This window comes from Coriobacteriia bacterium, from assembly GCA_016649875.1.
Taxonomy (GTDB): domain Bacteria; phylum Actinomycetota; class Coriobacteriia; order WRKU01; family JAENWW01; genus JAENWW01.
Window position 1 is genome coordinate 61,413 of record JAENWW010000004.1, and the last position, 24,737, is coordinate 86,149.

General features: G+C 52.2%; 21 protein-coding genes, 2 tRNA genes and 2 pseudogenes. 24 read left to right on the top strand and 1 reads right to left on the bottom strand.

Annotated elements, in window-relative coordinates:
• The first annotated feature begins 546 nt into the window (after positions 1-546).
• The 4 genes and pseudogenes from JJE36_02620 to JJE36_02635 all read left to right on the top strand — a co-directional run bounded on the left by JJE36_02620 (position 547) and on the right by JJE36_02635 (position 3,768).
• Positions 547-645, top strand: a pseudogene (locus JJE36_02620) (hypothetical protein).
• Between the two features lie 438 nt (positions 646-1,083).
• Positions 1,084-1,854: pseudogene (gene rpoD / locus JJE36_02625) on the top strand (RNA polymerase sigma factor RpoD).
• A gap of 107 nt (positions 1,855-1,961) precedes the next feature.
• Positions 1,962-3,152, top strand: a complete 1,191-nt coding sequence (locus JJE36_02630; GenBank protein MBK5211198.1) for a DUF3494 domain-containing protein — start codon at positions 1,962-1,964, stop codon at positions 3,150-3,152.
• Complete coding sequence (locus JJE36_02635; protein MBK5211199.1) at positions 3,145-3,768, top strand: class D sortase; 624 nt, start codon at positions 3,145-3,147, stop codon at positions 3,766-3,768. Before JJE36_02630 ends, JJE36_02635 begins: the two co-directional genes overlap by 8 nt.
• Before the next feature lie 95 nt (positions 3,769-3,863).
• Here the strand turns inward: JJE36_02635 and JJE36_02640 are convergent.
• Positions 3,864-3,939, bottom strand: a tRNA-Ile gene (locus JJE36_02640).
• Between the two features lie 99 nt (positions 3,940-4,038).
• Between JJE36_02640 and JJE36_02645 the strand changes: the two genes are divergently transcribed.
• From JJE36_02645 to pyrF, 20 genes are all read left to right on the top strand, one after another.
• Positions 4,039-4,114: transfer RNA gene (locus JJE36_02645), tRNA-Asn, on the top strand.
• A gap of 87 nt (positions 4,115-4,201) precedes the next feature.
• Complete coding sequence (galE, locus tag JJE36_02650; GenBank protein ID MBK5211200.1) at positions 4,202-5,263, top strand: UDP-glucose 4-epimerase GalE; 1,062 nt, start codon at positions 4,202-4,204, stop codon at positions 5,261-5,263.
• Between the two features lie 4 nt (positions 5,264-5,267).
• Complete coding sequence (locus JJE36_02655; GenBank protein MBK5211201.1) at positions 5,268-7,265, top strand: ABC-F family ATP-binding cassette domain-containing protein; 1,998 nt, start codon at positions 5,268-5,270, stop codon at positions 7,263-7,265.
• Positions 7,258-8,460, top strand: a complete 1,203-nt coding sequence (locus JJE36_02660) for a phosphopentomutase (protein MBK5211202.1) — start codon at positions 7,258-7,260, stop codon at positions 8,458-8,460. Before JJE36_02655 ends, JJE36_02660 begins: the two co-directional genes overlap by 8 nt.
• 1 nt (position 8,461) lies before the next feature.
• Positions 8,462-9,196, top strand: coding sequence for a CCA tRNA nucleotidyltransferase (locus JJE36_02665; protein ID MBK5211203.1), 735 nt, complete (start codon positions 8,462-8,464; stop codon positions 9,194-9,196).
• Between the two features lie 5 nt (positions 9,197-9,201).
• Entirely contained in the window at positions 9,202-9,858 is a 657-nt protein-coding gene (locus tag JJE36_02670; GenBank protein ID MBK5211204.1) for a site-2 protease family protein, read from the top strand.
• Positions 9,859-9,955: 97 nt separating this feature from the next.
• The gene (gene trpS, locus JJE36_02675; GenBank protein MBK5211205.1) at positions 9,956-11,017 is read left to right on the top strand and encodes a tryptophan--tRNA ligase; all 1,062 of its coding nucleotides are present in this window, start codon (positions 9,956-9,958) and stop codon (positions 11,015-11,017) included.
• A gap of 9 nt (positions 11,018-11,026) precedes the next feature.
• A complete protein-coding gene (locus JJE36_02680) occupies positions 11,027-11,815 on the top strand; it encodes a segregation/condensation protein A (protein MBK5211206.1) in 789 nt (262 codons plus the stop codon).
• Entirely contained in the window at positions 11,802-12,467 is a 666-nt protein-coding gene (gene scpB, locus JJE36_02685) for an SMC-Scp complex subunit ScpB (GenBank protein ID MBK5211207.1), read from the top strand. Before JJE36_02680 ends, scpB begins: the two co-directional genes overlap by 14 nt.
• On the top strand, positions 12,467-13,210 hold the full coding sequence (locus JJE36_02690; GenBank protein ID MBK5211208.1) for an rRNA pseudouridine synthase: 744 nt from the start codon (positions 12,467-12,469) through the stop codon (positions 13,208-13,210). The genes scpB and JJE36_02690 overlap by 1 nt, the downstream gene beginning before the upstream one ends.
• 98 nt (positions 13,211-13,308) lie before the next feature.
• Positions 13,309-13,986 carry a histidine phosphatase family protein gene (locus JJE36_02695; protein MBK5211209.1) on the top strand — a complete coding sequence of 226 codons (678 nt, stop codon included), beginning with the start codon at positions 13,309-13,311 and terminating at the stop codon, positions 13,984-13,986.
• A gap of 152 nt (positions 13,987-14,138) precedes the next feature.
• A complete protein-coding gene (pyrR, locus tag JJE36_02700; GenBank protein ID MBK5211210.1) occupies positions 14,139-14,687 on the top strand; it encodes a bifunctional pyr operon transcriptional regulator/uracil phosphoribosyltransferase PyrR in 549 nt (182 codons plus the stop codon).
• Between the two features lie 3 nt (positions 14,688-14,690).
• Positions 14,691-15,632: an aspartate carbamoyltransferase catalytic subunit gene (locus JJE36_02705; GenBank protein ID MBK5211211.1), complete on the top strand. Its 942-nt coding sequence runs from the start codon at positions 14,691-14,693 to the stop codon at positions 15,630-15,632.
• The gene (locus tag JJE36_02710; GenBank protein ID MBK5211212.1) at positions 15,616-16,908 is read left to right on the top strand and encodes a dihydroorotase; all 1,293 of its coding nucleotides are present in this window, start codon (positions 15,616-15,618) and stop codon (positions 16,906-16,908) included. The genes JJE36_02705 and JJE36_02710 overlap by 17 nt, the downstream gene beginning before the upstream one ends.
• A gap of 41 nt (positions 16,909-16,949) precedes the next feature.
• Positions 16,950-18,137, top strand: coding sequence for a glutamine-hydrolyzing carbamoyl-phosphate synthase small subunit (carA, locus tag JJE36_02715; protein ID MBK5211213.1), 1,188 nt, complete (start codon positions 16,950-16,952; stop codon positions 18,135-18,137).
• Between the two features lie 26 nt (positions 18,138-18,163).
• Entirely contained in the window at positions 18,164-19,009 is an 846-nt protein-coding gene (locus JJE36_02720; protein MBK5211214.1) for a universal stress protein, read from the top strand.
• Positions 19,010-19,014: 5 nt separating this feature from the next.
• Positions 19,015-22,245: a carbamoyl-phosphate synthase large subunit gene (gene carB / locus JJE36_02725; protein MBK5211215.1), complete on the top strand. Its 3,231-nt coding sequence runs from the start codon at positions 19,015-19,017 to the stop codon at positions 22,243-22,245.
• Positions 22,245-23,105, top strand: coding sequence for a dihydroorotate dehydrogenase electron transfer subunit (locus JJE36_02730; GenBank protein ID MBK5211216.1), 861 nt, complete (start codon positions 22,245-22,247; stop codon positions 23,103-23,105). The genes carB and JJE36_02730 overlap by 1 nt, the downstream gene beginning before the upstream one ends.
• Positions 23,077-24,021, top strand: coding sequence for a dihydroorotate dehydrogenase (locus JJE36_02735; GenBank protein ID MBK5211217.1), 945 nt, complete (start codon positions 23,077-23,079; stop codon positions 24,019-24,021). Before JJE36_02730 ends, JJE36_02735 begins: the two co-directional genes overlap by 29 nt.
• Positions 24,021-24,737 (top strand): orotidine-5'-phosphate decarboxylase, encoded by a 717-nt coding sequence (gene pyrF, locus JJE36_02740; GenBank protein MBK5211218.1) that lies wholly within the window; start codon positions 24,021-24,023, stop codon positions 24,735-24,737. Before JJE36_02735 ends, pyrF begins: the two co-directional genes overlap by 1 nt.

The window sequence follows — 24,737 nt, forward strand, 5'->3', positions numbered from 1 at the left end:
TCTTCAAAGAGTGTTCCGGTCAAGAGAAAGTCTGCCAAGTCGGCAAAAACAAAGCTCCCGGCACCTCATGATTTCGGAGCGATGCAACCGGTTGTGGACGGCCTCATAAAAAAAGGAAAAGAACAAGGTTCACTCTCAGACGATCTCATTCAAACAAAACTCGTCAATGTAGGCGGCCCGGAACTCGATGCCGATGCAGTCTATCAGGTTATAAGTGATGCCGGAATCTTAATTTCAGATGAAATAGCGACGGAAGACATCGACTCAGAAGAAGTAAACGAAATCATTGAAAGCGAAGATGTCGATGATTCGGGGTCTGACTTTTCTGATTCCGATGTGCTTGAACCGAGCGGTGGAATCGATGATGAGGACTCCGACGATGAATTCCATTATAAAAAGTCCAGCGCAGATGTCGAGATTAAAGAAATAAACTCGATACTCAGCAGCTCTCAGCGGAGCGCGAAAGCGAAAAGCAAGTCGAGGGCCCGCGCGAAAGCTAAGTCGGATGCTGCGGCGACAAGCGCCAAATCCGCTGACTCGGTGCGCATGTATCTCAAAGAAATCGGTAAAGTAAAACTCTTGAAAGCCGAGGAAGAAAAAGACTTCGCTAAAAAAATCGAAGCCGGAATCGAGGCGGCTAAAAAGCTCGAATCCATCGACGGAATTCCCGATGAAATCACACTTTTGAAAAACGGATTCAACAGTCTCATCGTAGCTATTAAAAAGTATTGCAGGAAAACCGACGAGTTCGGTGGAAGCTATCTTCGAAGTACGGTGCTGGACAAGACTTCCGATTTTGTTCCTCTCGATGAGCCTTCGATTGCCGTTGTCGAGGAAGTCGATGAAACGATGCTCGATGAAATCGAACTCGTTCGTCTTGAATCTCAGAATCGACTCGATGCCACGGTGAAATGTCGCAGCTATATTACGACACTCGCGGATGACATTAAAAAGCTTGCGACCATTCCCGAAAGTGATGATTCTGAAATCGACCAAATGGTCGAACAGGCCCTGGCGTATCGTCACGCGGGGTTTGAACTCCTTGCCGCAGCAGATGAGCACTATGGGGTATTTTCTAAGAAAATATCGCGCGGGAAAATGAGAATCTTAATGCAGCAAGAGCAAATCGGCTTGGAGGCGAAGGCGAAACTCGTCGAGGCGAACCTACGTCTCGTCGTGTCGATTGCAAAAAAATATGTCGGTCGCGGTATGGCCTTCCTCGATCTCATCCAAGAGGGAAACCTCGGTCTCATCAGGGCTGTCGAAAAATTCGATTATCGTAAGGGATTCAAGTTCTCCACCTATGCGACGTGGTGGATTCGTCAAGCGATCACGCGCGCAATCGCCGACCAGGCGAGAACCATACGAATTCCCGTTCACATGGTTGAAACCATCAACAAACTCAGCCGCATTCAGCGCCAGCTCGTTCAAGAGCTCGGACAAGACCCGACGCCGGAACAAATCGGCGAGCGCATGGAGCTTACGGCGGATAGGGTGCGCGAAATTCTCAAAATAAGCCAAGAACCCGTTTCGCTCGAAACTCCTATCGGTGAAGAGGAGGACAGCCAGCTCGGTGACTTTCTCGAAGACGAACTTATTCAGGGACCTGCGGAAGCAGCCAGCTTCACGCTTCTTCAGGAGGCGCTCGACGAAGTGCTCGGTGAGCTCACAGAACGTGAGCGCGAAGTCATCGAATTGCGTTTCGGACTCAAAGACGGTCATCCTCGCACGCTTGAAGAGGTGGGGAAAAAGTTCGAAGTCACTCGTGAGCGCATTCGTCAGATAGAATCCAAGACTTTGAACAAGCTCCGTCATCCGAGCCATTCCAGCAAGTTGCGCGATTTCTTGGAGTAGGTTGCGGTCATGAAGGTTCAAGTTCACATTGACGGTAACCTTTCAAGGGCGTAAACTACGGAAAGATTATAAACTGTAGAAAAGTTATCGATTGTGAGGCGGACCGAATGGTAAGAATACTCAGAAAGATAGGAAACTCGGTAGTGGTGTCGGCGCTGTTGCTGGTGTTCATGGGCATTCAACCTCTGCCAAGTTTCGCAGCTCAGCCGACTGTGGAGCTCGGGACGGCTTCTACTTTTGCAGTCTTAGCAGGTCAGACGATTACCAATACTGGGCCAACGACAATTCGCGGAAATGCGGGCGGAGATGCCGGAGTATTTTCCGGTAGTGCGTTTACCGGGCAGGCACAGGTGACGCAAATAAACGGTGCGGTCCACTTGGCCGATACTCTTGCTGGCGAGGCACAAGATGCTCTAACGGCTGCCTACCTCGATGCCGCAGGAAGAACGCCTTTTACCACAATCGGGTCCGAGCTTGGCGGGAAGACCTTAAAACCAGGTGTATACCGATCGACAAGTGGAGCGTTCCAGATAACAGGTACTCTCACGCTTGACGCACAAGGTGATCCGAATGCCGTCTTCATATTCCAGACCGCCACAACGCTCATCACGGGGTCGGGCAGCAACGTCAGTCGTATCGACAGTGCTTTGCCCTGTAAGGTTTTCTGGCAGGTGGGAAGTTCTGCGACCCTGGGAACGAATTCACACTTCGTAGGACGTATCCTTGCGCTTACCTCCATTGCGGCACAGAATGGCGCTACGGTACGTGGGCAGTTGTTGGCAAGGAACGGTGAGGTCACTCTTGACACCAACACCATCACAAACGATATTTGCGGAATCAGCGTGAGCAAAGTGGCGGATCCTTCAGCTCTGAATTCTGGGCCGGGTAACGTCACCTATACCTACACAGTGAAAAACCCCGGTGCGGATGCATTGAGCAACGTGACCGTGACCGATGACAAGATCGGTTCTCTGACACGCGTCTCTGGCGATGTCAACGGCGATAACCTCCTCGACCCCAGTGAGACGTGGGTATACACCGCCACGGTTTACCTTGATGCGACCACGACGAACACCGTCACCGCCACGGGTGAATTCAGCGGTGCAACGGCTACCGATACTGCATCTGTTACCGTTACCGTGAACTCCGAATCAGGCACCGGCGGAACGATTTCGGGCGGAAAGCTTCCTAAAACAGCTACTCCGTGGTACAACATCCTTCTTGCGGGCGTTGCGCTGACGTTCGTCGGAGTTGTGGGTTGCTGGCGGATAATCATGAAGAGAAGGGTCCATGAGTGACGCGACTCGGTCGTCACGTAGAAGGTTACATAGAAGAACCACTGTTCTCCTTATACTGTTCGTGGGGCTCTTGGTTCTTGGAATAGGGTGTGTTTGTTGGGCAGTGATGAATATCTGTGCACAATCGTCCCGTGTTGTTTCTGACAAAACCGTTCCTGCGGTTGCAACTACCCGATCTGTTGAAACTACCCGATCGGTTGCGCCGGTAGCTTTTCAGGAGGGCGATACGGTAGGAACTTTATCGATTCCCGCCTTGGGGAAGAAGTTTCCTATTATTGAGGGAACTGGCGAAGATGACTTGAAAAAGGGTGTGGGGCATTATATTCAAAGTGTTCTGCCTGGAATAAACGACAACTGTGTTCTTTCGGGACATCGAGATACAATCTTTGCTGGTTTAGGAAAACTTAAGATAGGCAACCGACTGGTCGTCCGGACGGTGACGGGTACCTTCACTTATAAGATCAGTGGCACCCGCATCGTCGACAAAGACGACAGGACGGTTATTGTACCAACCGATCATGCTGTATTGACGCTTACCACCTGCTATCCATTCCATTTTGTCGGTAGCGCACCGGATCGCTATATCATCAGCTCGGATTTGGTGAAGAGTGAATAGAGGCGAATGACAAGACCTGCTGTGCCCTTTTGTAACCTTTTTTTCTTGCGAAAAATTCGGTTAAAAAGAAAACAGCAGGTCAGAGGCTATGAAAATGGTGGGCCCAGCAGGATTCGAACCTGCAACCGAAGGATTATGAGTCCTTTGCGCTAACCGTTGCGCCATGGGCCCGATGCGTTTCGATACCAAAAGATTTTAGCAGATTTATGGGCATTTTACTTGATACAAACTGAGGTAATGCAGTATACTTTCTTCTCGTGCAAAACTCATTCCTCGGTAGCTCAATTGGCAGAGCATCTGACTGTTAATCAGAGGGTTGTAGGTTCGAGTCCTACCCGGGGAGCCACGAAATTTCATAAGACCTCATCTTCGAGGTCTTTTTTTATACGTGTGTAACACGTTACAATTGTGTTCTCTAAAAAAGAAGGCGTATGTGAAAATTTTAGTCACCGGCGGAGCCGGCTACATAGGTTCGGTTACCGTCAAGTCTCTTTTGGATGCCGGGCACGATTGCATCGTCATCGATTCTTTGGAAAACGGCAATCGGTCTGCCGTCGATTCGCGCGCACGGTTCGTGAAAGGAAATATCGGAGATAAAGACACGATTGTGCCGCTTCTTGAAAATGTCGATGCCGTTATGCATCTCGCCGGCTACATCGAAGTGGGGGAGTCCGTTGAATATCCTGAGAAATATTTCCACAACAACGTAGAAAATGCACGGGTTTTACTCGACGCCATGATCGAACAAGATATCTTAAAGATGGTGTTTTCCTCGACCGCGGCGGTATACGGTCGTCCCGAGACCGTGCCGATTGATGAAGATTCGCCACTTCATCCGATTAATCCTTACGGTGAGAGTAAACTGGCTTTCGAGCGTCTTCTCGATGCCTACAGTATCGATTACGGGCTGGAATCCATCCGCTTTCGTTATTTCAATGTCGCCGGTGCGTGGCCTGATGCCTCGATCGGCGAAGCGCACGATCCTGAAACGCATTTGATTCCTAATGTGATACGTGCGCTGTCTGTCGGTGGGAACCTCTCTACAAAAGATGGCGGGAACGCCATCGCTACGAGTGAGGATCGTGTGCGAAAGATTACCATTTTCGGAAACGAATATCCGACGTCCGATGGAACGTGTGTCCGTGATTACATTCACGTTTGTGATTTGGCACAGGCCCATGCGATGGCGCTGCAAGCACTCGGGCGAGGCGAAGTCGGCGGCGTATACAATCTGGGGAACGGTACGGGATTCTCAAACAATGAGGTTGTATATGCGACGGGAAAGGCGCTTGGTCTTGACGCCGAGGATACAAAGAGGCGCATACACTACGGACCGGCTCGCAAAGGCGACCCTGCAATGCTGATTGCTTCGTCTGACAGAGCGAACGAGCGGTTCGGGTGGTATCCTCGCTACGGAAAAATTGAAGAAATCATCGACCACGCCTGTGCGTGGCATGAGCTCCATCCCCACGGGTATGAAATTGAGGAATTTTAACACTATGCTATTAAATGTCGATTCAATACAAAAATCATTCGGTGACAGAATTCTGTTCGATAACGTCAGCTTCAAGGTCGGTGCGAGAGACCGCTTGGCTCTCGTCGGAGCAAACGGAGCCGGTAAAACAACATTACTCAACATCATCACTCACTGCACCGGCTATGATAGCGGTAACATCACGGTCGGAAAAGGCGTCGTTCTCGGTTATCTCGAACAAGAGGCAATTGAAATCCAAAGTTCGACGGTGCTTCGCGCCGTCATGTCGACGATTGACGAATTCGAGGCGATGGAGCATCGCTTGACCGTTTTAGAGCAAGACTTGGCCGTCGGCGATGAGGAAGACCAGGAAAAACTTCTCGAGGAGTACGGTCATCTCCAGGAGCGTTTCGAACTCGCCGGTGGCTACTCGCTCGAGTCGCGGGCGAAAGCGGTTCTCGGAGGTCTCGGCTTCTCGCCTGAAGACGTCGATCGCAACGTGGACGAATTCAGCGGAGGGTGGCAGATGCGTATCGCGCTGGGGCGCCTCCTGCTGAAAAATCCCGATATCTTGCTCCTCGACGAACCGACGAACCACCTCGATTTGGCGAGCGTGACATGGTTGGAAAGTTTCTTGCGTTCCTACGACGGAGCGATTGTCATTGTGAGCCACGACCGTTCATTCATGGATGATATTGTCACGAGAGTCGCCGAGCTGAGCAATAAAGCGCTTTCCATGTACCATGGAAATTATTCCGATTATCTCATCCAAAGAGAGACGAGAATCGAGCAACTCGAGGTAAAGCTCGCGGCACAGCTCAAAGAAATGGCTCATATGCAGGAGTTCGTAGACCGATTTCGCTCCAAGGCAACGAAGGCTAAGGCGGCTCAAGAGCGCATTCGCAAGATCGCATCGATTCGCGCCGAGCTTGTCGAGGTTCCGGAGCGCGCTCAAGAGGTCCATTTCAACTTTCCTCAACCGCAACGCACCGGAGAGCTGGTTATCGCGCTCAATGCGGTTTCAAAGGCCTACGGCGACAATGTGGTATACGATTCGCTCGACTTCAAACTCTATCGCGGTGATAAAGTCGCTCTCGTCGGCCCGAACGGTGCCGGTAAATCGACATTGCTCAAAATGCTGGCCGGTGTTTTGGCCCCCGATGCCGGAACGCGTGAACTCGGCGTGCATGTCTACAGTGCATATTTCGCGCAGCATCAATTAGAGGCACTCAACCCTGAAAATACGGTATACCAAGAACTGGATTACGTGGCCGATGGATGGACCCAGAGTCAAGTCAGGACTTTGCTCGGTGCATTCCTGTTCCCCGGAAACGATGTCGATAAGCATATCGATGTTTTGTCGGGTGGAGAGCGCGCTCGTCTCGCTTTGGCGAAAATGCTTGTGAAACCGGCTCCGTTTTTGTGTCTCGACGAGCCGACGAACCACCTCGATATTGCGTCGGTCTCTGTGTTGGAGCATTCCCTCAAAAATTTCGAAGGCACCTTTGCGCTCATCACACACGACCGTCAGTTAATCAAAAACGTCGCGACGAAAATAGTCGAAGTGGATAACGGCACGGTCACGTTGTATGACGGCGATTATGAGTACTACCTGTATAAGAAATCTTTGACGGAGGATGTCGGTGCTCAATCTGTAAGTCAAGGAAAAGCGCTCTCCATCAAACCGACGGTAAAAGAATCTGTTTCTGCAAAGCCGGTGCCGTCACGTAAAACAAAAGAACAAAAGCGCGCGGAAGCCGAGGCGCGGAATGTCGCTTATCGGCAAACTGGTTCCTTGAAGGAGGAGCTTCGAGAAACCGAGAGCAACCTCGCTCGTGCCACGGAGCGTCAGGATGAACTTCTCGTGTTCATGGCGAATCCCGATTTTTATTTGGATAAGGTCGTTTACGATGCGGCCATGAAAGAATTTACGGATTTGAAGAGACAGATTCCCGAGCTTGAAAAAGCGTGGTTGCACGTTACGGAAAAAATTGCGAAATTCGGACCGAATTCGAATGAATGACGAGGTATACGAGGGACATGGCGAGGTGAAGGAAATCTCTGCTCAAGATGGCGGGGGAACAAAATGCAGAGCGATTGTAATCGTTGCCGATAGCGTGGGATGCGGGGCGCTTCCCGATGCGGATGCATACGGGGATGCACATGCGAACACGCTTCTTCATATCGCACAGGTCGAAGGCGGGCTTTCGATTCCGAATCTTCGCGAACTCGGTATCGGCCATATCCTCGAGATTCCCGGCGGTGAGGCGAAGATCGAGCCCCGCGCATTTTGTCATAAAAAACTTGCTGAAATCAGTGCGGGGAAGGACACCACAACCGGCCATTGGGAGCTCATGGGTCTGAAGCTCGATCAGCCCTTTCCGGTATATCCTCAGGGATTTCCGCGTGAAGTCATGGATCGGTTCGTCGAGCTCACCGGTTATGGATACTTGGGGAATGTTGCCGCCAGCGGAACGGAAATCATCGAGCGCCTCGGGGAGCGACATTGTCAGACAGGCGATCTCATCGTGTACACGAGTGCCGATAGCGTTTTTCAGATTGCCGCCCATGAAGACATCGTCTCGCGCGAAAAACTCTATGAAATCTGCGAAATCGTCAGAAATGAAATACTGGTCGGTCGACATACCGTCGGACGGGTTATCGCTCGGCCGTTTGTCGGTAACGGTATAACCGGTTTTTCGAGAACTTCACATCGGCATGATTTCGCTGTTTTGCCACCGAGCGAAACGGTGCTCGATAAACTCCGAAAAAAGGGAGTGGAGGTTGTCGGAATAGGGAAAATCTCAGACATTTTTTGCGGTAGAGGAATAAGTGAGTCTCATCCGACCGTCTCAAACGACGATGGCATGACAACTGTTATGGAGCAGCTTTCAACCCACGATACGGGGTTTATTTTTGCAAATCTCGTGGATTTCGATATGCTATGGGGACACCGGCGCGATGTAAAAGCGTATAAAGAAGGTCTTGAACATTTCGATGCATGGCTTCCACGTTTGATGAATGCGCTTACCGAGCGCGATTTACTCATCATCACCGCTGATCACGGATGCGACCCCACCTATGAAGGAAGCGATCACACGAGGGAATATGTTCCCGTTTTGATGTTCACCAAAAATGACGATCACAGTTTCATCGACACGAAATCAGATGATTTCGAGATGGTCGGAAAAGCAGTCTACTCTTGGTTGTGCAGGTAATATGGAATACGAATTCAAATCGAAAAATCTCAAACTCATCGACTTTCCGTTTACTCTCGGCACCGTCGTCTCGGCAATGATGGATGCTGCACGTTTTGGGCACATCGGATCGAGATTTCATTTTTATGTCGTCGGCGGGATGGTGCGTGATACGTACTTGGGCGTTGCGAATAGCAAGAGTGATATGGATATCGCGTTTTCCGGTGACTTGATGCTGTTGCTCGGTTGCCTGGACACATCGGAAGACTTTAAAATCATTCGAGTGAACAAGAATCTCAATACGGCGAGAGTTTCCTATTACGATGAGGCGTCGCGCTCGCAGATCGAGTTCGATCTCGCCCAATTGCGAGCTGAAGATTATTCTGCCGGGCGCCCGTATCCCGAAGTTTCGTTTAACAACATACCGATACAGTGGGATCTCGCGCGTCGTGATTTCACCGTCAACGCCCTTGCCTTCGACGTAGTCGCCGAAATGATAATCGACCCCTTCAACGGCTATGATGATATCGTTGATCAAAAGATACGTGTGTTGCACGAAGAATCTTTCAAAGATGATCCGACCCGTCTCGTCCGAGCCATAACGCAGGCGAAACGATTCGGTTTCGATATTGATGACGACACAAAGTATCTTGCGCGACAGGCACTCGTGGCCCGCGCGTTCGATAAGCTGACACCCGCGCAGTTCAGCGATGAAATGCGAGCGACACTTAAGGAGAACAGAGATTGTTTCAATTAACCGGTATGAGCACAGTGGCAAATATCGCTTTGTGGGCTGCGAAATTGCTGATTTTGTTCGGTTCGATTATTTTGCATGAGATTTCTCATGGATATGCTGCGCTCAAGATGGGGGACACGACAGCCAAAGATGCCCATCGTCTTTCGCTCAATCCGCTTAAGCACATCGATCCGTTCGGCACCATCATCATGCCTGCCGCGATGCTCCTGATTTCGCAAGGCTCTTTCGCATTCGGCTATGCCAAACCCGTGCCCATCAATCCCAGACGATTCAAAAACGAGCGAAGTGGAATGCTCATCACCGGCATTGCCGGTCCGATGACCAACATCGGTTTGGCGATTCTTGCCGGTGTCGCATATCGCGGAATCGGCTTCGTCGCCGGTACTTCGAGTACGTTTATCGCCGTGGTCGCCTATCTTTTGAGCTACATGGCGTTCATGAACCTCGTGCTCGCATTTTTCAACCTCATTCCGCTTCCTCCGCTCGACGGTTCCCGCGTCGTGCAAAGGTTTTTGCCGACGAAGGCTCGGGATGCCTATCATCGACTCGAACCCTACGGATTCGTCATCATCATGGCGACGATTTGGTTTTTTCCGCAGGTTTTCAACGCATATCTGGTATTGACGGTCACACCTGTTTTCAACTTCCTCGTGGGCGCATGATAAGACGCGTCATATCACCTGATACGGTATGATTATTCAGTTACGAATACGCGCAGACATCTGTGCTTAAAGAAAATGAGAAACGAAAGGCTATTCCATGGGAAAATCACGTATCGTCACCGGATATCGACCGACAGGCAAGCTCCATCTCGGTCATTGGTTCGGCAATCTTCAAAACATGCTCAAGCTGCAAGATACCCATGAGGCCTATTACTTCGTAGCCGATCTGCACGCTCTCACGAGTGACTGGCAGAATCCGGGTGATATCGCGCGTTATACCGAGGAGATGGTTCTCGACTGGTGCGCCGCCGGACTCGATCCTGGAAAATGCACCATCTATCGTCAAAGCGATATCCCCGAGGTCACCGAGCTCGATCTCTATTTCAACATGGTTCTTCCGATGTCATGGCTCGAGCGCACTCCGAGCTACAAAGAACAGCGCGCTCAAATATCGGACAAGGATTTAGGCAATGTCGGATTTTTCCTCTATCCGTCTTTAATGGCGGCTGATATCGCCATCATGGCGGCCGCTGGCGTTCCCGTCGGTGAGGATCAACTGCCTCACCTCGAGTTGACGCGCGAAATTGTGCGTCGCTTCAACAATACCTACGGCCGGTTGCTTATCGAGCCGCAAGCCGTCATCGCGCAGGTGGGCGCACGGGTGCCCGGAAGCGACGGGAGAAAAATGTCGAAGAGTTACCATAACTCGATATATATTTCGGACTCTCCCGATGTCATACAAAAGACGGTCATGGGCTTTATGACCGATCCCGCGCGCAAGCTTAAGACCGACCCCGGTAACCCCGACATTTGTCCGTTGCACCAAATTCATAAGCTCATCGCCGACGGTCGAGAAATCGCCGAGTGGGAGTCGTGTTGCAGGTGCGCCGAATGCGGTTGCGTCGCCCATAAACGCAAAATCGCCGAGGAACTTATCGCATATTTGGCTCCTTTTCAGGCTCGCCGTGCAGAACTTGCAAAGGACTCGAACTTCGCACGTGAGGTTCTTGCCGCCGGAGCGCACAAGGCCCGACCGGTCGCAAAGCATACGGTCAGTTCTGTGCGTGAGTTGATAGGGCTCGATCCGAAGACCGAGCTGACTGACGACATAAACCACGAGAAATCCGAACTCGGGGATACCGCACCTTCGTTTCTTTAAGGAACCCGCGTGACTACTTATTCGGTAAAAACTGAAGTGTTCGAAGGTCCTTTCGACCTTTTGCTGCATCTCGTCTCGCGTCAGAAGCTCGATATCAATGCGATTTCATTGACGGAAATCGCCGATGAATATATCGGGCATATCGAGCAAATGCGGGATCTCGACCTCGATGTGGCCAGTGAGTTTTTATTGCTCGCCGCCACGCTTCTCGAGATAAAAGCAGCTTCGATGTTTCCTAAAGGCGAATTGTATCTCGGTGACGAACTCGATGACTTACCGCCCGAAGAAATGCGTTCGATTCTCGTGGAGCGGCTCGTAATCTACAAACAGTTTAAAAACATCGCCATCGAATTCGGATCTCGTCTCGAGACGGAAGGGCGTATGCACGCACGACAAGCGGGGCTCGAGAGCGATTTCCTCGAGCTGATGCCCGATTATCTCGAGGGGCTCACGCTTCATTCGCTTGCTACCATATGTGCGGATTTGGAGTTCAAGAGGAATGTATTTCTCCTCGAAGCCGAACATGTCGCTCCTTTGCCGATATCTCTCGAGGATCACGCCGAGTCGATTCGCGTTCGGTTGCATACTGCCGAAACTCTGCATTTTAGTGAGCTCATCGCGTCGGGTGCGGACGTGAAAATCGTCATTGTGACTTTTTTGGCGATTCTCGAACTTTACAAACGGGGCATATGCATGATCATCCAAACGAGCCCCTTCGGGGATATCGAGATAATACGAGTTGACGACGACCAAACAAAGATGCTCGGCATCGAGGAGGATTTTGATGACTACAAGTAATATCAAAGGTGCTCTCGAGGCGCTGCTTTTCGTCAGCGATGAACCTGTCTCAGGTGTCCGTCTCGCAAAAGTTCTCGATGTTTCTGCGGGAGAGATTGATTCTGAACTTGCGAATCTCGCGCAAGAATATCGTGAGCAAAATCGCGGCTTTCAACTTCGCGAGGTTGCAGGTGGATGGAGGCTTTTCACTCACCCCGCTTTTCACGAGCTCATTGAGTCCTATGTTTTATCATGGGACACACGGCGGCTTTCGCAGGCCGCGCTTGAAGCGCTTGCCGTGATCGCCTACCATCAGCCGGTGACTCGTGCCGGCATCAACGCGATTCGCGGTGTCAACTCAGAGGGTGTCGTTTCCTCTCTCATCGAGAAAGGGCTCGTTCGCGAGACCGGTCGCGATCGGAACCAAGGCAATGCCATATTGTACGGAACTACGAGAACTTTTCTCGAAAAGTTCGGCATGAAAGATATCGGAGGCCTGCCTCCGCTCGAAGATTTTGCGCCCGACGATTCCACTAAGAGCGTCATAAAAAAGCGTCTCGGCGTCGAGTCCGATACCGCTACGGGCGATGAGGAAATCGATGAGAACATCGCAGACTCGTACGGACAAAAAGATGATTCGGACACCATGGACGACATCATAGAGGTCGACTGATGCTCTCCATGCGCCTTCAAAAGTTTTTGGCTCGAAGCGGAGTGGCTTCTCGGCGCGGTAGCGAGGACCTCATGACCGCAGGTCGCGTCAGCGTGAACGGGGAGACGGTGACCGAGCTGGGCTCAAAAATAGATCCCGACATCGATGTCATCTGTCTCGACGGCAAGAAAATCGAACTCGTCGACAACAGCATTTATCTCATGCTGAATAAACCGACCGGAGTCGTGTCGACCATGATCGATCCTTACGAACGCCCGACGGTTTCAGACTACGTTCCGACAAAAGAATATCCCGGCTTATTCCCCGTGGGGAGACTCGATTTCGATACTACCGGTCTGTTGCTTTTTATGACCGACGGAGAACTCTCTCATCGACTCTTACACCCGAAATGGAAAGTCAACAAAGCCTATCGTGCCACCGTGGACGGGCAGTTCGCCGAAGAAGATGCCGATAAACTGCGAGAAGGGGTGACGCTTGATGATGGCCCGACCGCACGCGCGCATGTCGAGATCATCGAAACCATGCGAACTTCGAGCGTCGTCGATATCACCATCAGCGAGGGAAGAAAGCGCCAAGTGAGAAGAATGTTCAGCTTTGTGCATCATTCCGCTCTCGCTTTGACACGCATGCGGTTCGCCGACATCGAACTGGGCAATTTGCCTCAAGGCCGATGGCGTTTATTGTCCGACGGCGAAGTCCGCCACCTCAAGGAGCTCGTTGGATACACGAAAGATTCGCTATAAGAATACGATGGTTGAATTGCCCGGTGGTGCGATGTATACCTGTATCATTACAGAAGTTGTCACGATTGGGTTATTCATACTATTTTGGGTGAAGGTACATGGGCTCTCTTTCAGATCAAAAAATCATATTCATCAGACATACTCAAACTCAGGCGAATGTCACCGGTGAACTCGTGGGGAGGAGCGATTCTCCCCTCACCGAGCTCGGATTCTCCCAGCTCGACGATATAGTGGCGAGTCTCGACGATGTCGAGATTTCTAAAATATTCACCAGTCCCGCCAAAAGAGCGAAAAAATTGGCGCGCGCCATCCAAAGAAAACATCCCGATACGCACTGTGTACTCGACGGTCGACTTCAAGAAATCGATTTCGGCCAAGCCGAGGGTTTGCGCTATAACGATCTTCCCATGCACGGTATCACTGTCGATTACGGTGCCTACAATAAGCCGGTGATCATGGGAGGGGAGTCTCGTGCCGAGGTCGATTTTCGCATGGTGGCTTTTCTCGAAGAGGTGAAAAAGTTCGCAGGAATCACCTGTGTGGTTTCCCACGGTGGACCGATTCGAAGTGCCACGGCGACGTTGCTGGGACTACGCCCGACCGATTGTTGGGCTTTTCATATCGATAACGGTGCGATGATCGTTATCGATATCGTCGACGGACGTGGCGTTCTCGAAGAGATCAAACCATGCCGAACAGAGATTCAGCCGGATGCTCCGTCGGTTTCAAGCGGTGACGCAGCTCAGGATGATTTCGAAGAAACCGAATCGGAGTGATTGTCTCTGCCGTTTCCTCGTGTTATCATGGAGCATACCTTTAACTTAGTCCTGTGAGACTGGTAAGGCACCATACTGAAGAGAAATGATGATGCCCCTATCTTAAGGACTAACTTAAGCTGGAGGCATTTTTATTATTTACGGAGGTGCGTATGACTGATCACGGTGTTAAGACTGCCCTTCTCGATGAGGAATCGATTTCCCGCTCGCTTACTCGCATGGCCCATGAAATTCTCGAATCCAACAAAGGCGCTCAAAATTTGGCGGTTGTCGGGATCATCACTCGAGGTGATGTCCTCGCCCACAGACTCGCTGCGCTCATCGAATCGATTGAGGGTACGAAAGTTCCCGTCGGAACACTCGATATTTCGTTCTATCGCGATGATGTCAATGTTCGAATCGCGCCTCAAATACACAGAACCGATATTACATTTCCGGTAGACGGAAAAGCCATCGTTTTGATAGACGATGTGTTGTTTACGGGGCGTACCATTCGTTGTGCCCTCGATGCGATTATGGATTTCGGCAGACCGAAGGCCATAAAGCTTGCGGTTCTCGTCGATAGGGGACATCGAGAACTTCCCATACGTGCCGATTTCGTCGGAAAAAATATTCCTTCTTCGCAAAATGAAAAAATAAAAGTGTCCCTTAAACCCATCGACGACCATGACGGTGTCGATATTTTCGAAGTGGAGGGATAGACGTTGAGCCCACTATCGAGCAAGCACCTTCTTGAAATAGAAGATTTCAATCATGATGATATCGAACTCGTTTTGGAAACGGCGAGAAGTTTCGCCGAAATCAACGAGCGTTCGATAAAGAAACTCCCGACTCTGCGAGGTCGGACGATAATCAATCTGTTTCTCGAGCCTTCGACACGGACCAGAACGAGTTTCGAAATTGCCTCGAAGCGTCTGTCGGCCGATGCGGTCAACATGGCAGGCTCATCTTCTTCGACGGTAAAGGGCGAGTCACTCAAAGATACGGCGCAGACGCTGTCTGCCATGTCGTGCGATTTGGCGATTATTCGCCATAAGTTTTCCGGCGCACCGCGCATTCTCGCGGAAAACATGGACTGTCATGTCATCAACGGCGGTGACGGTATCCACCAGCACCCGACGCAGACTCTCCTCGACTTGTTCACCATTCGAGAGCGCTTCGGCAGCATCAAAGGAAAGACCGTCGGTATCGTCGGCGATATCTTGCATTCGAGAGTCGCCGGCTCTCTTGCTCCCGCCCTTAACAGTCTCGGTGCTCGCGTGGTGTTCATCGCTCCGCCGACTATGCTTCCGGCAAGACCCGATATCCTCGGAGGAGAGGTCGTCTATTCGCTTGACGACATAGTATCCGAGCTCGATATAGTCTATTTGTTGCGAATTCAGGCCGAACGTGCCTCGAAAATCGGTGTTCCCTCGCTACGTGAGTACTCCAACCTCTATTGTATGGATGCTCGACGGGCGAAGAAGCTTTCGAAGAATGCACTCATCATGCATCCCGGCCCCATGAATCGAGGCGTCGAAATTTCATCGGATTTGGCCGATGATCCTCGCACCGCCGTGCTCGACCAAGTCACATCGGGCGTGGCCGTACGTATGGCGATTATGTATCTGATGCTTGGAGGCGATTCAAATGGCGCTACTGCTTAAGGGCGGTCGGGTGATAGATCCGAAGGTCGATCTCGACGGGATTTACGATGTTGTCATTCGCGACGGTGTAATTCAAGAGATCGGATCTGATCTCAGCATCCCGAAGGGTGTGACTTGCGATTGCACCGGCAGAATCATCCTTCCGGGATTGTTCGATATGCATACTCATTTGCGCGAACCCGGGTATGAATATAAAGAAGATATCGAATCGGGGACGAGAGCTGCGGTGAAGGGTGGATTCACCGGCATCGCGTGTATGCCGAATACGCACCCGGTCGCAGACAACTCTTCCGTCATAGATTTCATCAAGAAAAAAGCCGCACAATCCGCCCATTGTCGCGTGTATCCCATCGGGGCGATTACTAAAAATCTCGAAGGGGAAGACCTCACGGAAATGGCTGACATGCTTTCCGCCGGAGCCGTCGCGTTCAGCGATGACGGCAAGGGAATTCAAAATGCTGGCGTGATGCGCCAAGCCATGGATTATGCGAAGATGTTTCCTGCAACGCTCATCGCGCACGAAGAAGACAAATCTCTCGTCGGATCGGGCTGCGTCAACGAAGGGCCGATTTCGACGAAACTCGGTCTTCCCGGACAGCCGGGCATCAGCGAAACCATCGCAGCGCAACGCGATATCGAACTCTGTGATTTGACCGGCTGTCGTCTCCATGTAGCCCATGTTTCTTCGTATCATACCGTGGATGCTTTGAGGGATGCGAAAAAGCGGGGTATTCCCGTCACGGCCGAAGTCACCCCGCACCACCTTCTTTTGACTGAGGATGACTTAAGCACCACTTATGATACGAATTTGAAAATGAACCCACCGCTTCGAAGCAAAGAGGATAGGGCGGCTCTCATCGAAGGTCTCCTCGACGGTACCATCGATTGCATAGCCTCCGATCATGCTCCCCATGCGCCCCACGAAAAGGAAAGGGAGTTCGAGCGAGCAGCTTATGGAACCACGGGACTCGAGACCTCGCTTTCTCTCATGCTGACGCATTTCGTCGCTAAAGGAATTTTCGGTTACGGTACCCTCGTCGAAAAAATGTCCGATGCGCCCAGGCGCGCTTTGGGCATCGATACGGTGACCATCGAGAAGGGTTCTTGCGCCGACTTGACGATTATCGATCCGAACTATTCCTTTATAGTCGATACTGATGAGAGGGAATCGAAAGCGCGCAATTCGGCGTTTGTCGGTTGGGAACTCACCGGTAGGGCAAGCGATGTGTTGATCGCCGGATATTTCAAGATGCGTGACGGAGAGGTGGTCGAGTAATGCGGGAATTGCAACACGCATACCTTGCATTGGAAAATGGAATGGTATTTACAGGCATGTCGTGCGGTGCGGAAGGCGAAACCACCGGCGAATTGTGCTTCAATACTTCGATGACGGGGTACCAGGAGATATTGACCGACCCGTCATATGCGGGACAAATCGTTACGATGACCATGCCTCAAATCGGTAATTACGGCACAAATCCTGAAGATGTCGAATCGCGCGGAATCTTCGCACGAGGCCTGGTCGTTCGTGAAATGTGCTTCGAGCCTTCGAATTGGCGCTCCACTTCAAGTCTTCCCCACTATCTCATCGATCACGGAATCGTGGCCATTCAAGGCCTCGACACCAGAGAAATCGTCTTGACGCTGCGAGAATCGGGCGCCATGAAAGCATGCCTTTCGACGATAGACTCGAATCACGATTCACTTGTCGCAAAGGCGAAAGCTGCGCCGGGGCTTGTCGGACGAGACTTGGTGAAAGAGGTCTGCTACGGAAAAATGTATACATTCGATGGATCCGTTCCCGATGATTTGCACTGTGTCGTCGAGGAGGAAAAAGCCGCTACACGGTATAACGTCGTGGCGTTCGACTCGGGGATAAAGTACAACATTTTGCGAAGTCTCGCTGCACTCGGATGCGCCGTCACTGTTGTTCCTCCCACGATGAGTTCTCAAGATGTTCTCGCCTTGAACCCGGATGGAATATTTTTATCGAACGGTCCCGGAGACCCGGACGCGGTCGATTATCTCTCCAACACCGTCAAAGAGCTTCTCGGAAAGAAGCCTATCTTCGGCATCTGTCTCGGGCATCAAATGCTCAGTTTGGCTGTCGGGGCATCTACGTTCAAGCTTAAATACGGTCACCGCGGCGGTAACCATCCCGTGAAAAATCTCGATACGGGTAAAGTCGAAATCACTTCGCAGAATCACGGTTTCTGTGTAGATTTCGCCTCCATTGGTTCGTTGCAAAGAAAGTTTTCACCGCTGGGACGAGACGCAAATGATCTGGCTTCTTGGTCGAGAGAATGTGTGTCGCCGGTTGTAATGAGCAAAGATTACGGTGAGGTGCGGTTGACGCACGTCAACTTGAACGATATGTCCGTCGAGGGTATCGATGTCCCCGGACAAAGAGCTTATTCGGTCCAATACCACCCGGAGGCTTCGCCGGGTCCTCATGATGCCCACTATCTATTCAAAAAGTTCATCTCTCTGATGCAGGATGCTTGATCGACTATGGTGAGAGGAAGTAGACCATGAAACGTACCATGCTGATTCCGACTGATTTCGACGACTATGCACCGCGACTGATGCAATTTTGCGCCGGTACGCGCGAACGAGGTATCATTCGCTGTATCCTCGTCCACGTGTTCGACACGTCCGGTCTCGAGGGTCCCAACATCTCCCAGGCTATGTCTGATGTCCGAGCCAAGCTCAATATTCTTGCCGAACCGATTCGGGAAGCTGGAATCGAGACGGTCGTGCGAGTCATGACCGGCTCTCCGATTCATGAAATTCTTTCCGTGGTGCAAAATGAGAATGTCGATGTCATTGTCGTCGGAACTACCGCAAAATCAAAGTTCGGACGCCTGTTCACCGGTTCGCTTTCCGATGACATAGCCTTCGGGCAAAAGGCCCCGACGTTGATGCTCCGCGATGATTTGATCGAGAACTCCGACGATGTTGAGGAAAGCTCATTGGGCTGGTCGCGGAAACTGGTCGTTCCGGTGGATTATTCAGCTGCCTCGGCACGAGGAGTTTTGCAATGCACCCGTTTCGAGCCCAATGCCGTCGGTGAGGTCCGCCTCCTCCATGTGTTGACTGCCTGTCCGCGCAATCAGGAGATGTCCGCCTGTGTGGCGGAGCAGGAGTTTCGCCTTTCGGCGTTTTGCAGAATGCTTGAAGACGTCGGAATCAAAGCGACGCCTGTGGTTCGCGAAGGACAGGTCGTTGAGCAGATCATGGCCGAAGTCAAGGAATCAAAAGCAACCGGTATCGTCATGGGTTCCAACTCGCGTTCATTGATTTCCGAATTCATCATCGGTTCCACGACACAAGAAGTCGTAAGAACCGCTCCCGTCTATGTAATGGTGGTGCCATAAACAAGATGCCGAAAAGAAACGACATTAAAAAAATATTAGTCATCGGATCCGGACCGATTGTCATAGGCCAGGCCTGTGAGTTCGATTACTCCGGGGCGCAAGCCTGCAAGGTCTTAAAAGAGGACGGTTATGAAGTCATATTGATCAACTCGAATCCTGCGACCATCATGACAGACCCCGGCTTGGCGTCACGCACGTATATCGAACCGATAACTCCCGAGTTCGTGGAAAAAGTCATCGCAAAGGAGCGTCCTGACGCTCTTTTGCCGACACTCGGAGGACAAACGGGGCTCAACTGCGCCATCGATTGCGCGAAGGCCGGAATTCTTAGCAAATACGGCGTCGAGCTCATCGGCGCCGACATCGACGTCATCAACAAAGGTGAAGACCGTAAATTGTTCGCCGAAGCCATGGCGCATATCGGTCTCGAGGTGCCTGAGCACGCGTATGCGTCTTCGCTCGAAGATGCGCATGCGTTTGCGAAGCTCTCCGGTTATCCTCTCGTCATCCGTCCGTCGTTCACCATGGGCGGAGCAGGTGGCGGAATCGCCTATAACCACGATGAATTCGTCGACATCGTCGCTCACGGCCTCTCGCTTTCGCCGGTACATGAGGTTCTCGTCGAGGAAAGCATAGAGGGTTGGAAAGAATACGAGATGGAGGTCATGCGGGATAAAAACGACAACGCCGTCATCGTATGTTCCATAGAAAACTTCGATCCGATGGGCGTGCATACTGGGGACTCCATCACCGTCGCCCCCGCGCAGACGCTCACCGATAAAGAATACCAAACGATGCGCGATGCCTCGCTTGCCATCCTGCGAGAAATCGGTGTCGAGACCGGCGGCAGCAACGTACAATTCGCCGTGAACCCAAAAGACGACCGCCTCATGGTAATCGAGATGAATCCGCGCGTTTCGCGTTCATCGGCGCTGGCCTCCAAGGCCACCGGATTTCCGATTGCAAAAATCGCGGCACAACTCGCGGTCGGCTATACGCTTGATGAGATAGACAATGACATCACCAAAAAAACTCCGGCATGCTTCGAGCCTTCCATCGATTATACGGTGGTGAAGGTGCCGCGTTGGGCTTTCGAAAAATTTCAAGGAACCGATGAAACGTTGACCACTCGCATGAAATCGGTGGGAGAGGTCATGGCAATCGGTCGCACCTTCAACGAGGCACTCGGCAAAGCAATGCGCTCTCTGGAGAACGGCCGCGGCGGGCTCGGCTCGGATGGAAAAGACAACATCGTCGAATCGGAATTCGAGAATAAGCTTTCCGTTCCCAATGAAAATCGAATATTTTATGTGGCCGAGGCTCTCAGGCGAGGTAAAACCGTCGAAGAAATTCATCAATTGACAGGCATCGACCCGTGGTTTCTCGGGCATATCGGACAAGTGATTTCGGAAGAAAATGCGATTCGCGGTCGCAGCCTCGATTCGCTGGACGAAAGTGAGCTCCTCGCGGCGAAAAAGGAGGGCTTAAGCGATATTCAGATTGCTTTTCTCACCGGTTCGACTTCAGATGAAGTGCGTGAAGCTCGCAAGTCGCTCGGCGTGATACCTTCCTTTAAATCTGTCGATACGTGTGCCGGCGAGTTCGCTTCGTTTACGCCGTACTACTATAAAACGTACGACTCTCAAGATGAGTTCGTTCCCGCTACCAAGCCCCGCGTCATGATTTTGGGCGCCGGACCGAACCGAATCGGACAGGGAATCGAGTTCGATTACTGTTGTGTCCACGCGGCGTACGCCCTCTCGGCGATGGGATACGAGACGATTATGGTCAACTGCAACCCCGAAACGGTGTCCACCGACTACGACACCTCCGATAGGCTGTATTTCGAACCGTTGACCTTCGAAGATGTCATGGACATCGTCGATGTGGAAAAGCCGGTCGGAGTTCTTGTGACTTTCGGCGGACAGACTCCGCTTAAACTCGCTCGACAGTTGGAAGACGCCGGTGTCCCCATCATGGGAACCAAGCCCGAGGCAATCGATTTGGCGGAAGATCGTAAGCGTTTCTCGGCGATTCTCGATGAACTCGGTATTTTGTATCCCGCCGCCGGAACCGCCAACAGTTTTGAAGAAGCGGTTCAAGTCGCTGAAACCATCGGTTTTCCTCTGTTGGTGCGCCCCAGCTACGTTCTCGGCGGACGCGGCATGGTGATAGCTTACGATGAGAAGTATCTCGCAAAATATATGGAGGAGGCCACCCGCATCTCTCCCGACCATCCCGTTTTGCTCGATCGTTTCTTGGAAGGCGCGATCGAGGTGGATTTCGATGCCGTATGCGATGGCGAATCGGTCTACGTCGGCGGCGTCATGGAACACATCGAGGAGGCTGGAATTCATTCCGGCGACTCGGCGTGCTGTATTCCTCCGTTCACTTTGGCCGAAGATATCATTTCGCGCATAAGGGAGCACGGGCGTAAACTCGCTTTGCGATTGGGCGTCGTCGGTCTGATGAACGTGCAGTTCGCGGTCAAAGATTCTGCAATCTATGTGCTCGAAGTCAATCCACGTGCGAGCCGTACCGTACCGTTCGTGTCCAAGGCGACCGGCGTGCCTTTGGCGAAAATCGCCGCGCGCGTCATGGCCGGCGCAAAGCTGTCCGACATGCATCTACCCGACGATGCAAACCGTAAATTCGACCGTTTTTGCGTCAAAGAGGCGGTCATGCCGTTTGGTCGTTTCCCCGGTTCCGACTCGATACTCGGACCCGAAATGAAATCGACCGGAGAAGTCATGGGCAGTGCGAGCGATTTTCCGAGTGCATACGCCAAAAGCCAACTCTCCATCGATTATTCCATGCCCGAGTCCGGCACGGCGTTCCTCTCGGTATGCGACCGCGATAAGCGAGAAATCGTACAGATCGCCCAAAGTTTGAAGCATCTCGGATTCGACATCATGTCGACGAGCGGGACGGCCAAGGTAATCGCGGCGGCCGGCATCCCTGTGAAAACCGTCTTCAAAAAGCATGAGGGTCGCCCCAATATCGTCGACGAGGTAACCAACGGTAATGTCGCCCTCGTCATCAATACCCCCTTCGGACAAGAAACTCGCTCGGACGGTTATCATATCCGTTCTGTCGCCATAAGAAACGGCGTCACCAATGTGACGACCATGGCTGCAGCCCATGCCCTCGTCTCAGCAATCGGGGCTCGTGCGCGCGGGAGTCTTGATGTCTGTGCCATCCAAGATTTCAATGCGGCAAGCGGAGTTGAGTACTGATGTGCCAAAGTTCCCCAGCCATAAGTCGTGCGCAAGATAGAGACCGAGGTGGTCCGGTATCTCGCCCGAAACCTTTCGTTGAAACCGTCGAAGTTATCTCCAACCGGGAGATATGCCCCGGTGTCCACTCGATTGTTTTGGTTGCTCCTCGCATTGCGAAAACAATCTTGCCCGGTCAGTTCATCCATCTCGACATCGATAAAGACGCCCTTACGCTTCGGCGTCCGCTCTCAGTGTATAAAACCGACGGCGAGAAAATAGAGATCCTCTACCAAATCGTCGGCGTCGGCACCGACATGCTGTCGAAAATGACGACCTCGGACACCATGAGCGCCGTCGGCCCCCTCGGGCGCGACTGGCCGGTTAAGGCTGAGGCAAAGCGCGCTTTGCTCGTCGCCGGCGGACTCGGTGCCGCACCCCTCGGTATGCTCACGGAAAAACTCCGCGCGCAGGGAACGCAGATTTATTTTGCGCAGGGAAGCACCACCGAAGATAGGCTCATTGCACGCGACGCATTCGCCGTTGAGGTCGATGAGCACGCAATCGCCACCGATGACGGTTCATGCGGGGTGTGCGGTTTCGTCACCGCTCCGGTCAAGACGTTCATCGATGACATCTTGTTCGACATCGCCTATGTGTGCGGACCCGAGCCCATGCAGCGTGGCGTGGTAGATTTGTTGAAAACGAAGCACATAGAAACCTACGTTTCGCTCGAGCGTCTCATGGCGTGCGGAATCGGCGCGTGTCTTTCTTGCGTCGTTCCCACGATAAACGGGCTCAAGCGCGCCTGTGTCGACGGTCCGGTGTTTAATGCCGAGGAGGTGTTGTGGAATGAAGCAGTCGAGTCCAGAGTCCATTAATACTTCGGTCGAATTTGCCGGAATGTCGCTGGCAAGTCCCATCACCGTCGCCTCGGGAACATTCGGTGCCGGAAAAGAATTTTCCGACTTCGTACGCCTCGAAAAGCTCGGTGCCGTCGTCACCAAAGGAGTGTCACCCGTTGCGTGGAGTGGCAATGCCGGCCGCCGTATCGTCGAGACAACCGGCGGAATGCTCAATTCCATCGGTCTTCAAAACCCGGGCGTGGAATCTTTCGTGCAGCATGATTTGGCATGGCTTAAAGAGAATGCGCCGAAAGCGCATGTTTTTGTGAATGTGTGCGGGCACAATAGGCAAGACTTCATCGAGGTCGTCGAGCGTCTCGATGAAGAGGAGGGCGTGTCGGCTTACGAGATCAATATCTCTTGTCCGAACGTCGATGCCGGTGGCATGGCCTTCGGTGTGAAGTGCGATGCGGCGGCAGATATCATCTCAGCGGTCCGAGCTGCGACAAAAAGGCCCATCATTGCGAAACTGACACCGAATGTCACCGATATCACCGAAATCGCCCGTGCGGTCGAGGCGGCCGGCGCGGACGGAATCTCATTGATCAACACCGTACTCGGTATGGCAATCGATGCACATTCGTTCAGGCCGGTGCTCAAAAGGGGAGTCGGCGGTCTTTCCGGTCCGGCCATCAAGCCTATTGCGCTTCGCATGGTGTACGAGACTTCGAAAGCCGTATCCATTCCTCTCATCGGTATGGGTGGGGTGTCAACGGGCATCGATGTCGTGGAGTTCATGCTCGCCGGTGCCACGCTCGTTGCAATCGGCACAGCGAATTTTAAAGATCCCCGCGCGACAGGACTTGCGCTCGACGAGCTGAAAAGCTTTTGTTCCTCGCACGATATCGATGCGGTATCCGATTTAATCGGAGCCCTCAAAGAAGGAGCGTAATGAAAACAGCGAAAGAATCGCTTATCGTCGCACTCGACGGCAGTCCCGAGCAGATAAAAGAGTGGGGGAGCGAACTGGAAGGCACCGTCGATTGGATAAAAATCGGAATGACGAATTTTTACAGTGCCGGTCCCGATATCGTCACCTACTTCAAGGATCGCGGGTTCAAAGTGTTTCTTGATTTGAAAATGCATGATATCCCCCATCAGGTGGAGGGTGGCGCTTACCAACTCGGAAAGCTCGGGGTCGATATGTTCACCGTGCACGCGTCCGGTGGACCCGACATGATATCAAAGGCAGTGAGAGGAGCCACCGAAGGGGCGCAAGATGCCGGGCATGCGGTTCCTGTCATCCTTGCGGTAACGGTCTTGACCTCGATGGATGATGCCACTTTGCATGAGCTCGGCGTCGAAAATCCTGCCTCCGTTCAGGTACCGCTTTTTGCGCGGATGAGTGTTGCTGCCGGAGCTACGGGGATCGTCTGTTCACCGCTCGAAGCCACCGACGTGGTTGCGGCCATAGGACCGGACAAGGTAGTGGTCACGCCCGGCATTCGGCCGAAATGGTCGACAAAAGACGACCAGACGAGAATCACCACGCCTGCTCAGGCATTGAAGAACGGGGCGACCCATTTAGTCGTCGGCCGCCCGATTACCACTGCGCTTAACATAAAGGAGGCGGCACGAAAAGTGCTCGCCGAGATGGAAGAAGGATAG